At 72.9% G+C, this 13,313-nt stretch carries 12 protein-coding genes; 4 read left to right on the top strand and 8 right to left on the bottom strand.

The annotated features are described in order from the left end of the window. Positions 1-9 precede the first annotated feature (9 nt). From I003_RS0112655 to I003_RS0112640, 4 genes are all read right to left on the bottom strand, one after another. Complete coding sequence (locus I003_RS0112655) at positions 10-1,305, bottom strand: hypothetical protein (RefSeq protein ID WP_027771871.1); 1,296 nt, start codon at positions 1,303-1,305, stop codon at positions 10-12. Continuing rightward, a complete protein-coding gene (locus tag I003_RS0112650) occupies positions 1,292-1,858 on the bottom strand; it encodes a DUF6114 domain-containing protein (RefSeq protein WP_027771870.1) in 567 nt (188 codons plus the stop codon). Before I003_RS0112650 ends, I003_RS0112655 begins: the two co-directional genes overlap by 14 nt. A 90-nt stretch (positions 1,859-1,948) precedes the next feature. Then, complete coding sequence (locus I003_RS0112645) at positions 1,949-2,578, bottom strand: DUF6230 family protein (RefSeq protein WP_027771869.1); 630 nt, start codon at positions 2,576-2,578, stop codon at positions 1,949-1,951. A 467-nt stretch (positions 2,579-3,045) separates the two neighbouring features. Next, positions 3,046-4,023 carry a tetratricopeptide repeat protein gene (locus I003_RS0112640; protein ID WP_027771868.1) on the bottom strand — a complete coding sequence of 326 codons (978 nt, stop codon included), beginning with the start codon at positions 4,021-4,023 and terminating at the stop codon, positions 3,046-3,048. Positions 4,024-4,220: 197 nt separating this feature from the next. Here I003_RS0112640 and I003_RS32055 point away from each other — a divergent pair, with 197 nt between their 5' ends. Then, entirely contained in the window at positions 4,221-4,892 is a 672-nt protein-coding gene (locus I003_RS32055) for a TetR/AcrR family transcriptional regulator (RefSeq protein ID WP_051368212.1), read from the top strand. A 125-nt stretch (positions 4,893-5,017) separates the two neighbouring features. On the opposite strand, the gene icmA is transcribed toward I003_RS32055, so the two are convergent. After that, positions 5,018-6,718 (bottom strand): coenzyme B12-dependent isobutyryl-CoA mutase large subunit, encoded by a 1,701-nt coding sequence (gene icmA / locus I003_RS0112630; RefSeq protein ID WP_027771867.1) that lies wholly within the window; start codon positions 6,716-6,718, stop codon positions 5,018-5,020. 150 nt (positions 6,719-6,868) lie between these two features. On the opposite strand from icmA, the gene I003_RS0112625 reads away from it, so the two are divergent. Further along, positions 6,869-7,210: a DUF3817 domain-containing protein gene (locus I003_RS0112625; RefSeq protein ID WP_027771866.1), complete on the top strand. Its 342-nt coding sequence runs from the start codon at positions 6,869-6,871 to the stop codon at positions 7,208-7,210. A gap of 18 nt (positions 7,211-7,228) precedes the next feature. On the opposite strand, the gene I003_RS0112620 is transcribed toward I003_RS0112625, so the two are convergent. Beyond that, positions 7,229-7,735: a MarR family transcriptional regulator gene (locus tag I003_RS0112620; RefSeq protein ID WP_027771865.1), complete on the bottom strand. Its 507-nt coding sequence runs from the start codon at positions 7,733-7,735 to the stop codon at positions 7,229-7,231. A 21-nt stretch (positions 7,736-7,756) separates the two neighbouring features. Beyond that, positions 7,757-9,070 carry an MFS transporter gene (locus I003_RS0112615; protein WP_486584195.1) on the bottom strand — a complete coding sequence of 438 codons (1,314 nt, stop codon included), beginning with the start codon at positions 9,068-9,070 and terminating at the stop codon, positions 7,757-7,759. Between the two features lie 78 nt (positions 9,071-9,148). On the opposite strand from I003_RS0112615, the gene I003_RS0112610 reads away from it, so the two are divergent. Further along, a complete protein-coding gene (locus I003_RS0112610; RefSeq protein ID WP_027771863.1) occupies positions 9,149-10,141 on the top strand; it encodes a winged helix-turn-helix domain-containing protein in 993 nt (330 codons plus the stop codon). A 120-nt stretch (positions 10,142-10,261) separates the two neighbouring features. Then, positions 10,262-11,269 carry a glycoside hydrolase family 6 protein gene (locus I003_RS0112605; RefSeq protein WP_027771862.1) on the top strand — a complete coding sequence of 336 codons (1,008 nt, stop codon included), beginning with the start codon at positions 10,262-10,264 and terminating at the stop codon, positions 11,267-11,269. A gap of 109 nt (positions 11,270-11,378) precedes the next feature. Here I003_RS0112605 and glxA read toward each other — a convergent pair whose 3' ends face one another. Further along, positions 11,379-13,313: a radical copper oxidase GlxA gene (glxA, locus tag I003_RS0112600; RefSeq protein WP_027771861.1), complete on the bottom strand. Its 1,935-nt coding sequence runs from the start codon at positions 13,311-13,313 to the stop codon at positions 11,379-11,381.

Below are 13,313 nucleotides of genomic sequence, written 5' to 3'. Positions count from 1 at the left end.
CGGCCGGCGCTACTCGATGGTGTTCTTCAGGCCCGGCACGGTGAGCGTGCCGCCGAACTGACCGGCCTGGATCACCTGTACGTCGGTGAAGAACGCGAACGGCAGGTCCAGCGGCGGAGGGCTGTCGGGGCTGAACGTCAGCGGTATCAGCCCGAAGAGGTTGCCCTTCAGCTCCTCGGTGTACATGGTCACGGTGCCGTTGCGGATCGTGGACGTGCTGCCCTCGTCGGCGCGTACGTGCGAGGTGTTCCTGCCGGGTCCGATGACGGTCTGGTGCAGGTCGCGGATGTCGACCCCGTCGTCCGCGGTGTACTTCAGCACCTTCTTGACGGCGCCGCTGTAGGTCCGCACCTCGACGATGCCGTGGTACTTGAGCCCTCTGAGGGTGAGCTTGCTGCTCTCCAGCCGCCAGGGGTCGTCGGGCAGCAGCGGCAGCCCGGGCTCCAGTTCGGCGTCCGCCAGCGCCTCGGGGTCGGCGGTGGGGCAGGGGAACGGCTCCTTGCCGTCCGCGGCGGCGTCCCCAGCGCCCGGTGTGCCGTCCGCGGGGTCGTCGGCCGTGTCCCGCACCTTGTCGTCCAGCTCCTCCACGGTGGCGCCGGCCTCCTCGGCGGCGTCGCGGATGGCCTTCTCCTTCTCGCGAAGCTTCTCGTCCGCCGCGGCGCCGGAGCCGGACCCCGCATCGCCGCCGGACTCCGAACCGGCCGCACCGGCACCGGAGTCCGCGTCCTGCGAGCCGCCGGACTGCTCGGGTGCGGGCTCGGGCTCCGCTTCCGGGTCGTCCGGGGCGAAGAGGTCGCCCACCTTGTCGCCGAGGCCCAGCGGGTCGTACCACGGGTTCGACTGCGACGGCGAAGGACTCGGCTCCGTCGTCGGCTCCCCCGATCCGCCCGTGCCGGAATCCTCGCCGCCGGAGGCGGCGTCCGACCCCGAGCCGGAGCCCGAGCCGTCACCGTCCTTGCGCTCCGACGCCGACCCGTCCGCCGTCGCCGAGGGACTGGGCGACGGCTCGCCGCCCGGCTCGGCGGACTTCCCGCCACCGGCCTCCCGCGCGTCGCCGGCGTCCGCCGACTCCTCGTCCTCCGGCTCGTCCGACTGCTCGGCGCACGGCCCCGGCCGCCAGCGGTCCGCCGGATCGTCCTCGGCGATCGCCGGCCGCGGGGTGAGCCCCAGGCCCAGGAAGACCGCGGTGGGCATCGCCGCCAGGGCCACCGCCCTGCCCGCCGGCACCCGGCCGAGCAGCGATCTGCGGGGCGCCGCGTGCCGCGGGCCCCTGCGCGCCGCCGTCGTGTGGTCATCCGGCAGCACGGTGCCTCCCGCCGTCGCTCTCCTCCAGGACGTCCACGCCGAGCCCGGCGACTCCGGCTCTCGTCGCCTGTGTCTCGTCGTCGGCGGAGTCGTCCGCGGAGCCCTCCGGGGAGGAGGCGCCGGACTCACCGGAGGCGTCCCCGGCATCGTCCGCCGCGGTCTCCCCCGGCGCCCACGAGACGGCCAGCGCCCCGCCGATCATGGACAGCAGGAAACCCACCAGCAGGCCGCCGAAGTTGGACACCGGGATGGACACCAGTGCCAGCACGATGGAGGCGACGCCCGCGAACACGCGGACGACGGAGTGGAACCACATGGTCAGCCCGAGTGTCACCAGCAGCACGCCGATGATCAGGCCGCCGGCCCCCGCCTGCGTCGCCATCTGCAGGCTGAGGTTGCCGAGCTTGATGTTGTAGTACGGCAGCGCGCCGATCGGCACGCCGCCCGCGATGGTCAGCAGACCCGCCCAGAACGGACGGGAGCCGCGCCAGGCACGGAATCGCAGCCGCCAGGTGTTGAGGCGGTGCAGCAGGTCCGGCGACTCGGCGCTCATGAATACAGCTCCCCGATACGGCAGTGCGGTTCAGTCAGAGGGGGGTCCGGCGGGGAGCGGTACGCGCCTCCCCGCCGGCCGGGTGCGCGGTCAGAAGCACTCCTTGACGCCCTTGTGCAGCTTCATGCTGAGCCCGCTCAGCTTGAAGGTGCCGGCGCTGGTGGCCCAGGCGGTCTGTTTCACGTCGGTGAGGATGGCCTTGTCGGCCTCCTGCGCGAACCCGTTCGGGTTGGCCTTGTCGCCCTTGCCGATGCCCGGACCCTTGCTGCTGGACCCGGCGGCCACACCGATGTTGATGTTCTCGAACGTCGCGTCGGCGTCGAGCTGCGCGACGTCGATGTAGAGGTTCTTGGCCTCCACCGGCTTCTCGTCGCCGGCCGTCAGCACCAGGCTGATCGAGCCGATGAGCGGGACGTCGGGCGTGACGACCGACTGGCACATGCCGCTGATCTTCGCGTCCTTGAACGCGGATATCGCCACCGGCCGGGTGGCCTCGTTGCCTTCCAGGTCGTGACCGCTGTCGACACCCCCGTACTGGACGAAGCCGGTGCCCTCCAGCCGGTCCGCCGTGACCTTGAACTCCTGGCCCGACACGCTGAACGACGCCGCCAGCGCGCCCTGACTCAGCGCCACGCCGATCGCGGCGGTCGCCGCCAGGCTCGGCACCATGACCACGGCGAACCGCTTCCACCTGGTCCCACCACGTGCCTGGGACTCCATGCTTTCCTCCTTCTCGGACGTACGTCCTGGACCCGTGGGCCGGTCCTCAGGGGCGAGGGGATCCGCACGCGCACGCGGGTGCGGCTGATGCGGGCCCGGGGTACGGGTGGCGGACGCGCTACGTCGAAGGGGGCGTTACCCCCGAGCGACTCGTTGTCCGGACAGGCTCCGGCCGCGGGAACGGTCCGCGGAAACGGGGGAACCCCCCTGTCCGGATGGCGATCGTGGTGCATCGGAAGGGGGGCGCACAAGGGGTTCGTTACCAACGGGTAACGCAAAAACGACGTGGATCCGGCCACGATGGCCGGATCCTGCACCCAGGGTTGCCGGCCACCGGGGGCGCACTCGACGAGAAAGCATGACAAAGGCGGTCAACTGACAGCGCGTCAGTTACTGCGAGTAACAGCCCTGCGCATTGTCAATTTTTGGCAAAGCGGCAGGGGCTGTCACCCTCCGTCGACCTCTGTTCAGAACAGCACGCGGGCCAGCGCCTGCCGCCCCGCGACCACCCGGGGATCGTCGCCGCCGACGACGTCGAACAGCTCCAGCAGCCGCACCCGCGCGGCCTGCCGGTCGTCGCCCGCGGTCCGCGCCACCGTGTCGACCAGCCGGCCGAACGCGTCCTCGACGTGCCCGCCCACCAGGTCCAGGTCGGCGACCCGGATCTGCGCCTGGACGTCCGCGGGGTTGTCCGCCGCCTCCTTGCGCGCGGCGGCGGGGTCGAGCCCCTCCACCCGCTGCAGCAGCTCCGCCTGCGCCAGGCCCAGCTTCGCCTCCACGTTGCCCGGGTCGTCGGACAGCACGTTGCGGTACGCCTGGATGGCACCGCCCAGATCGCCCTTGTCCAGCGCGTCGCCGGCTGCCGCCAGCGCGCTGTCGTGCGGGCCGGCCGGCTCCTCCGGGGCCTCCTGCCCGTCCGCGCCGGCCTCGGCGTCCCCGCCCGCCGCCGGCTGGCCGACGATGCCGAACTGCTGCTCGGCGACCTTGATCAGCTCGTCCAGCACCTGGCGGATCTGCGGCTCGGGGGCGGCGCCCTGGAACAGCGGGATGGCCTGTCCGCCGACGACCGCGAAGACCGCCGGGATGGACTGGACGCCGAACTGCTGGAACAGCATCTGGTTCGCGTCCACGTCGATCTTGGCGAGCACGAACCGGCCGGCGTACTCCTGCGTCAGCCGCTCCAGCAGCGGGCTGAGCTGCTTGCACGGCTGGCACCACTCGGCCCAGAAGTCGACGACGACGGGGACCTCGGTGGAGCGCTGCAGGACGTCCTGCTGGAAGCCGGCCTCGTCGACGTCGATGACCAGCGCACCGGCGCCGGACGCGGGCACCCCGTCCCGGGCGGCCTGGGCGCGCGCCGCCTCCGCCTTCTCCTTGGCCTCCGCGGCCGCCTTCACCGCGGCCAGATCGACCGCTCCGCTCATAGACATGTTGCGTGGCTGCATACGCCCTATCCTCCCCCCTTCGCGCGGTGCATTGAACGGACGGGCCGAGGATGACCCGGCGAACCCGCCCGGAAGGGTCCGCCCCCGGGCGGGTTCCACGCTGCAGCAGAAGACACCGGTCGCTCGGGAGTGACTTTCGCTACGAGTCGTAGCGTAACCCACCTGCGGCGCCGGGGAGAAGGGATAAGGTCCAGCTCATGAGCCACGAGACCCCCTCCGCACGGCGCACGGGCCGCCCCCGCAGCGCGACCGCGGACCGGGCCATCCTGGACGCCGCCCGGGCCGCGATCGCCGAGACGGGCTGGGCCGGGGTGACCCTCGGCGGCATCGCGGCCCGCGCGGGAGTGGCGAAGACCACGCTCTACCGGCGCTGGCCGGGCAAGAACGAACTCGTTCTGGACGCGCTCGCCGACCTCTTCGACTCCCTGCGGCTGCCGGACCACGGCAGCCTGACGCGGGACGTGGAGGACGTGGTGCTGCAGTTCGCCGGGCTGCTCCGGGAGCCGCGCACACGCGGCGCGCTGATGGCGGTGCTGGCGGAGGCGACGCACGACGCGGCGCTGCGCGAGCGTATCCGCGCCTCGATCGTGGACCGGCAGATGCGTCTGGTGCTGCGGGGCCGCGAGCGGGCGCAGGCGCGCGGGGAGCTGCGGGCGGAGCCGGACGCGGCCACGGCGGAGCGCAACGCGGACATGATCTTCGACGTCATCGCCGGCTCCGTGCTGCACCGGCTGCTCGTCAGCGCGGAGCCGGTGACGGCCGCGTGGGCCACGACGTTCGCCACCCTGCTGACCCGCGGCCTGGCCGCCCTGACCGACCCGGCGCCGGACCCGGGCGGCCCGGCCGGCCCCGGCGCCTGTGCGCCCTGAGTCCTTCGGAACCCGACCCGGCCGGGCCCGGGGCGGGACGGGGGGACCCCGCCTGAGGGAGGTGCACGCCCAGGGCGGCGCGCTCGCCCTCGTCGCGGGACCCCGCTCCCCCGCGCGCGTACGCCTCAAAAGGCCGCCGGCTCGCTGTAGACGCCCCACTCGTCGCGCAGGGCGTTGCAGATCTCGCCGAGCGTGGCTTCGGCCCGTACCGCCGCGAGCATGGGCTCTATCATGTTGCCGCCGTCGCGGGCCGCGGTCAGCATGGCCGCCAGCGCGTCCCGCACCCCCGCGTCGTCGCGGGCCTCCTTGCGGGCCGCCAGCGTGCGCACCTGCTCGCGCTCCACCTCGTGGCTGACCCGCAGGATCTCCAGCTCGCCCGTGACGGAGCCGGTGTGGCAGTTGACGCCGACGATCTTCTTGTCGCCCTTCTCCAGCGACCGCTGGTAGCGGAAGGCCGACTCGGCGATCTCGCCGGTGAACCAGCCGTCCTCGATGCCGCGCAGGATCCCGGAGGTGATCGGCCCGACGGGGTGCTGCCCGTCGGGGTGGGCGCGCCGGCCGCGCTCGCGGATCTGCTCGAAGATCTTCTCCGCGTCGGCCTCGATCCGGTCGGTGAGCTGTTCGACGTACCAGGAGCCGCCGAGGGGATCGGCCACGTTCGCGACGCCGGTCTCCTCCATCAGCACCTGCTGGGTGCGCAGCGCGATCTCCGCGGCCCGCTCGCTGGGCAGTGCCAGGGTCTCGTCCAGGGCGTTGGTGTGCAGCGAGTTGGTGCCGCCGAGGACAGCGGCCAGCGCCTCGACGGCCGTGCGCACCACGTTGTTGTACGGCTGCTGGGCGGTCAGCGAGACGCCCGCGGTCTGGGTGTGGAAGCGCAGCCACTGCGCCTTCTCGCTGCGCGCGCCGTACACGTCGCGCAGCCAGCGGGCCCAGATGCGGCGCGCGGCGCGGAACTTGGCGATCTCCTCGAAGAAGTCGACGTGGGCGTCGAAGAAGAAGGACAGGCCGGGCGCGAAGGCGTCGACGTCCAGGCCGCGGGACAGGCCCAGCTCCACGTAGCCGAAGCCGTCGGCGAGGGTGTACGCCAGCTCCTGCGCGGCCGTCGAGCCGGCCTCGCGGATGTGGTAGCCGGAGACGGACAGCGGCTTGTACGCCGGGATGCGCTCGGCGCAGTACTCCATCAGGTCGCCGATGAGGCGCAGGTGCGGCTCGGGCTGGAAGAGCCACTCCTTCTGCGCGATGTACTCCTTGAAGATGTCCGTCTGCAGGGTGCCGTTGAGCACGCCGGGGTCGACGCCCTGGCGCTCGGCGGCGACCAGGTACATGCAGAAGACGGGGACCGCGGGGCCGCTGATGGTCATCGAGGTGGTGATGTCGGCCAGCGGGATGTCGCGGAACAGCACCTCCATGTCGGCGGCGGAGTCGATGGCCACGCCGCAGTGCCCGACCTCGCCCAGTGCGTGCGGGTCGTCGGAGTCGCGGCCCATGAGGGTGGGCATGTCGAACGCGACGGACAGCCCGCCGCCGCCGGCGCCGAGGATGAGCTTGTAGCGTTCGTTGGTCTGCTCGGCGTTGCCGAAACCGGCGAACTGGCGGATGGTCCACGTCCGTCCGCGGTAGCCGGTGGCGTACAGACCGCGGGTGTACGGGAACTCGCCCGGCCAGCCGATGCGCTCGAAGCCCTCGTAGACGTCCCCCGCGCGCGGGCCGTAGACCGGCTCGACGTCGTCGCCGGAGAGCGTGGTGAAGTCCGCCTCGCGCTTGCGGGCCGCGTCGTAACGCGCCTGCCAGCGACGCCGGCCTTCCTCCATGGCCGCAGCATCCATGCCCGTACCGCCTCTCTCTGCGCGCGGATCACGCGGCGCATTTAATAGGACGTCCTAGTAAGTGTTGCATGCCCCGGTGGAGCCGCGGCACAGCGGTCCGGAAGTGGGGGTGGTCACGGCGTGTCGCGTGCGGGGTTTAGGCTCGATCGCATGAAGAAGAGCATCCTCACCCGCTACCGCACGATGGCGTACGTGACCGGCGTGCTCCTCGTCCTGCTGTCCCTCGGCATGATCGCCAAGTACGCCCTGGACCTCTCCGGCGCGGACGGCTTCACGAAGGTCGTGAGCATCGCCCACGGCTGGCTGTACATCGTCTACCTGGTCTTCGCCTTCGACCTCGGCTCCAAGGCGAAGTTCCCGGTCGGCAAGCAGGTCTGGGTGCTGCTCGCGGGGACGGTCCCGACGGCGGCGTTCTTCGTCGAGCGGAAGATCACCCGCGAGGTCGGGCCGCTGGTCGCCCGCGACGCCGAGCCCGCGGCGGCGGAGGCGTAGGAGCGCGGCCCGCGGGGGCTACTGCTCGAAGTCGCCCGCGGCTATCCGCAGCGGGCGCAGCATGGCGAAGATGTCCGCGCACTGCTCCTCGTCGTACGCACTGAGCCCGAAGTCCATCGCCATCAGGTCGCGCGTCGCCTGCTCGACGACCTCGCGGCCCCGGTCCGTGATCGACGCGAGCGTCCCGCGGCCGTCGTTGGGGTTGGGCCGCTTGGCCACGTAGCCGGACCTCACCAGCCGGTCGACGGTGTTGGTCACCGACGTCGGGTGCACCATCAGCCGCTCGCCGATCTTCGACATGGCCAGCTCGCCGGCCTTGGAGAAGGTGAGCAGCACCAGCGCCTCGTAGCGCGCGAAGGTCAGCCCGTAGGGCTTGACGACGGCGTCGACCTGCGCCAGCAGGATCTGGTGGGCGCGCATCACCGAGGTGATGGCCCCCATCGCGGGGACGGCTCCCCAGCGCTGGCGCCACAGTTCGTCGGCGCGCGCGATCGGGTCGAACGACAGGCTCAGCGGCTTCGGCACGTCGCCGACCCTACCCCCCGGTCATGACGCGGTCAGCCCGGTCCCGCCCTTCGGCCGGGTCCTGCGCACTTCCAGGCACACCAGCGACGAGCACACCGTGCCCGTGACACCGACGGCGGCGACCGCCACATGCACCGGCACGAACTCCGCGACCGCGCCCGCGCCGGCCATCCCCACACCCTGCAGCGTCATCAGCCCGGCGGTCTGCAGCGTCATGGCCCGGCCGCGCATCTCCTCCGGCACGGCGGCGACGAACCACTGGTCGAGCCCGAGCGAGTAGGAGGTGCCGAAGCCGGTGAGCACCAGCAGCGGCAGCGCCCAGCCGAACGACGGGTGCGTCACAAAGCCGATCGCGGGGACCGTGCACAGCACCGCCACCGGGAAGACGATCCGTTCCCGGCCCCGCGGGCCGAGCAGCGAGCCGGCGAGGATCTCGCTGGTGACGGCGCCGATCGGCATGCCGGTCATGAGCAGGCCGAGCCCGAGGGCGCCGATCCCGAGATCGTCGGCGTACGCGGCGGCCAGCGCCTCGGGGGAGACGACGAAGGCCGGCGGGATCCAGGTGAGGAGCAGCAGCGCGCGGATGCGGCGGTCGCGCAGGAGGGTGCCGGCGGCGGCGAGCGACGCGGCGACGGTGCTCGTGCGGCCGGGTGTCCCGGCGGAGGCACCGGCGGTACGGGCCGGGCGGGCACGGGTGCCGAAGCGCAGCACCAGCGCCGAGCCGAGCATCCCGGCCGCCGTCAGCGTCAGCGTCGCGCGCGGGGAGAACGCCGCCAGCAGCCCGCCGAGGGCGAACCCGGCGAGCTGCGCCGCCTGCGCGGTGAGCCGGATGACCGAGCGGCCGAGGACGAACCGGTCGCCGGTGCCGAGGATGTCGGCGAGCGTGGCGATCCGGGTGCCGGTGAAGACCGGCGAGATGACGCCGGCGACGCAGCGCAGCGCCAGCAGCACGGCGACGGGCATCCCCGGCAGCACCATCAGCCCGAAGCAGACGGCGGCCAGCAGGTCGCAGGTCACCAGCACCCGGCGGGCCGGGAGACGGTCGGCGACCGAGGACAGCAGGGTGCCCCCGACCAGGTACGGCAGCAGGCCGACGCCGAGGGTCAGCGCGCTCAGCAGCGGGGAGCCGGTCCTGTCGTAGACGAGCACGGTCAGCGCGATGGCGGCGATGACCTCGCCGGTGATCGACAGGACGTGGGCGGCGAAGACGAAGCGGAACTCGCGGACGCGGAAGACGTCGGCGTAGCGGGCGCGGGAACCGGCGGGGGCGCCGCCCGGGCCGGACGGCTCGGCCGCGGGCGCGGCCGTGCCGTCCGCGGCTGTGGTGTCGCTCATCACGGGAGCCTCGCCCGCCGCCGGGGCGCGCCCGTAGTCTTTCGGCACCAGCCGAATCAGTCAGCCGGGAGGGCCACCGTGCCGGTGTACATGCGCTTCGGCCCCGACGACCTGCTGCGCTGCCGCTTCGCGGTCTCCCCGGTCTTCGAGACCCACGAGGCGATACGGACCCTGCGCCGCACCGAGCGCCACGGCTACCACCGGCCGTGGCTGAACCGGCTCGGCGAGGCCGCCGCCGGGCTCGACCTCGAACCGCTGTGGATCTTCATGCCGCACGCCCGCCCCGGTTACACGCCGGACTTCCTCGGCGGTCCGCCGCAGGCGGCGTACACCTCGGTGGCCGACGGGCTCGCCCGGCTGCGCGCCACCGACCCGGAGCTGGCGCACGCGGAGATGACCCTGTCGTTCAGCACCATTCCCGGCGCCGCCGAGTCCCCGCTCGGCCGCAAGCTGCTCGACGACCCGGCCGCCGCGATCGCCTTGATGGCCGACGTCACCGAACGCGCCTGGCACGCGCTGGTCGAGCCGTTCTGGCCGCGGCTGCACGACCTGCTGGAGGCGGACATCGACTTCCGCGCCCGGCAACTGGCCTCCGCGGGGCTGGGCGAGCTGTTCGCGCTGCTGCACCACCGGCTGTCGTACGAGGACGGCCTGCTGACCGTTCGGACCAAGCACCACTACCGCTACGAACGCGACCTCGGCGGCGACGGCCTGCTGCTGATGCCCAGCGCCTTCGTCTGGCCGGACGTGGTGACCGGCTTCCAGCCGCCCTGGCTGCCCACCGTGATCTACCCCGCCCGCGGCGTCGGCGGCCTGTGGGCGGACTCCGGGCGGGAGGCGGCGCAGTCGCTGGCGCGGCTGCTCGGCGCCGGCCGGGCCGCGGTCCTCGCCGCGCTCGACGAGCCGGCCTCCACCTCCGCACTCGCCCGCCGTCTGGGCCTGGCCCCGTCGTCGGTCTCCGCGCACCTGTCCGTGCTGAAGGCCGCGGGGCTGCTGACCTCGCACCGCGAGCGCCACCGGGTGCTGTACGAACGCACGCCGCTCGGCGCCGCGCTGGCCGCGGGCGGCTGACGCCCATCCGGACGCCTGCGGCGCACGCCACCGGCCGGGCTGGCGCGGCGTTCCGTAGGGAAAGTTCCGCTATGTCACGATCAACGGGTTCTGTTCGGTCGACTCCCGCGGGAGAAGTGCATGTCGGCGCGGATCCGTACGCTCCTCAGCATCCTGGTCCTCGGACTCCTGCTCGGCTGCACGCCCCGGGACGGCGGCGAGGACGGGGACGGGCCGCGGGGCGGCGAGCGGGCCCGGCCGGCCTCCGCGGCGAAGTCGCCGTTCTGGGTGGACCCCGGCTCCCCGGCCGCCCGCCAGGCGCACGCGTGGAAGCGGCAGGGGCGGACGGAGGAAGCCGCGCTGCTGGAGCGGATCGCGAGCCAGCCGGTCGCCGAGTGGCCCGCCGCCCACGACCCCGGCGCCGACGTGCGCGCGGCGGTCCGCGGCGCGTCGGCGGGCGGTCACACCGCCGTGCTCGTGGCGTACAACATCCCGCACCGCGACTGCGGCCAGCACTCCGCGGGCGGGGCGCCCGACGCCGCCGCGTACGCGAGCTGGATCGGCGCCTTCGCCGACAACATCGGCGACGCGAAGGCGCTGGTGATCCTCGAACCCGACGCCATCCCGCACGTCGTGGACGGCTGCACCCCGCCGGAGCTGCACGAGGAGCGCTACCGGCTGATCTCCGGGGCCATCGCCCGGTTCAAGCGGCACCCGGGCGTCAAGGTCTACCTCGACGCCGGGAACTCCGCCTGGATCACCGACCCCGGCACACTGGCACAGGCGCTGCGGCGGGCCGGCATCGGCGAGGCCGACGGCTTCGCGCTCAACGTCTCCAACTTCCGCCGCACCGAGGAGCAGCTCGCCTACGGCCGCCGGCTCTCGGAACTGCTCGACGGCGCCCACTTCGTCGTCGACACCAGCCGCAACGGCAACGGCCCGCTCTCCGGCGCCCCGCACGAGGTGTGGTGCAACCCGCCTGGGCGGGCGCTCGGCGAGCCGCCGACGACGCGGACCGGCGACGAGCGGGCCGACGCCTTCCTGTGGGTCAAGCGCCCCGGGGAGTCCGACGGGCCGTGCCGCGGAGGCCCCAGGGCCGGGGCGTGGTGGCCGGACTACGCCCTGGGCCTGGCCCGCCGCGCGGGCTGAGCGCCCCCTCCCGTACGGGGCCGCGGCAGTCCCCCGCCCGTACGCGCCCGGCCGTCCGGGCCTGGAACGCCGGCGGGGCCGAGGGGCGGCGGCCCCGCCGACGGGCTCCTCAGGGCACGTGCACCCACTTCGCCTCGGACGGCACGCCCTCGCGGTCGACGACGAAGAGCATGTACCAGCCCGGCGGCACCAGACTCGGATCCTCCGGCACGGTCACCGTCACCTTGCCGGCGCCCTTCGTCACCTCCAGGTGGATCGAGCGCTGCTCGACGTCGGTCACGTGGGTGACGGAGGCCGGCCGGATCAGCCGCGCCTTCGCCACCCGCTCGGCCCCCGCGACCTCGTACGTCGCCTCGCGCCCGCGGCCCGGCCGCTCCGGCCCCGCGCCGATCCTCAGCCGCGTCGCCTCGTTTGCCCGGTGCAGATACGGCGGCGTGAAGATCTCGATGCGCTTTTCGAAGGTGCCCGGCCGGGTGTTGGCCTTGTCGCCGAAGAGGGGATCGGAGCCGAAGGTGGCCACCCGGCCGTCGGGCAGCAGCACGGCCTCGGAGTGGTAGTTGCGGCCCACCTCCGGATCGGCGGCGCGGGTGAAGGAGTTGGTGCCCGGGTCGTAGAACTGCGCCTTCTTGATGTCGCTGTCGCCCCGGCCGCGGTAGTCGGCCGAGCCGCCGCTGGTGAAGACCGTGTCGTCCGGCAGGATCACGCTGTTGAGGTACCGGGTGCCCTGGGGCAGCGGGGGGCCGTCCTCGTACGCCGGGTCTTCCTCGGTCAGGTCGATGATCGCGGTGCGGGGCGTGGACTTCACCGACTCCCCCACCCCGCCCCCGCCGAGCACCATGACCTTCTGGTCCTGCGCGGGCGGCAGCAGCAGCGAGCTCGCGGTCTCCAGTTGGCCGGGGTCGGTCATGCCGGGGACGGTGGTGAAGGTGTTGTCCTCCAGGTCCCAGATCCCGGGCTTGCGGCCGCGGTCGGCGGGGCCGTAGCCCGCGTTGGCGCCGGAGTAGAAGAGCTTGCCGCCCGCGGTGAGGAAGAGCGCCGGGTACGTCGGGAAGTAGTGGTTGGGCCCCTTGGACCACTTCCCGGTCGCGGGGTCGTAGACCTCGTTGTCGCCGTAGAGGATCTCGCCCGACTCGTCGAGACCGGAGACCGACAGCACCTTGCCGTCCGGCAGCGTCACGAGCGTCGGGTACCAGCGGGCCTTGTCCATCGGGTCGACGCGCACGTAGCGCTCCTCGACCGGGTCGAACTCGAAGGTGTCCTTGATCCCCTGGAAGTCCTGCTTGTCCATGCTCAGCTTCTGCGCCAGGCCGTAGACGTTGTCCGCGTCCTTGCCGGTCAGGTTCTCGACCTCGTACTGCGCCTGCCGGTCCTGGACATAGCCGTCGCCCTCCTCCTCCGCCTCGACGAAGACGTTGGCCTCGGCGGCGGTGACGACCGTTCCCTTGCCGCGCCCGGCGTTCTTCTTCTCCGCGGCCGGCACGGTGACCCCGGCGGTGGTGCGGTAGACGAGGCCGGAGGGGGCTATGAAGCCGGTGCCCTTCTTGAGCCTGACGGACTTGTCCGGGTTCTCGTTCTTCACCAGCATCCGGCCGCCGGCGCGGTCGACGTCGCCGTCGAGCCGTTCGTAGCGCGCGGTGCCGCCGGCGACCAGCAGCCGGCCGTCGGCCAGTTGGGTGTGGCCGGCGCAGAACAGGTCGGCGGGGGTGGGTGTCTCCTCGTAGCTGTTCTTCTCCGGGTCCCACAGCACGGTGCGGAACGTGCCGGCGTCGAACTGCTTCTCGTCGTTGCCCGAGCCGGCGATGAGCAGGACCTTGCCGGTGTGCAGCAGCGTGGCGTGGATGGCGTTGAGGCGGTAGGAGTCCGGGGTCTCCTGCATCTGCCAGGAGCCGTACCTGCGCTGGTAGTCCGGCCGGGATATCCGGTACTCGCGGTACTGCTCCTCGGCGAAGCCGATGGCCGCGGGAGCGTTGAGCCCTGCCAGCAGCACGACCACACCCGTGCCGATCGCCGCCTTCTTGAACCGCTTGCCGGGCCGGTACGCCAT

The organism is Streptomyces sp. CNQ329, assembly GCF_000482585.1.
This window is presented reverse-complemented; position numbering and strand designations above follow the sequence as displayed.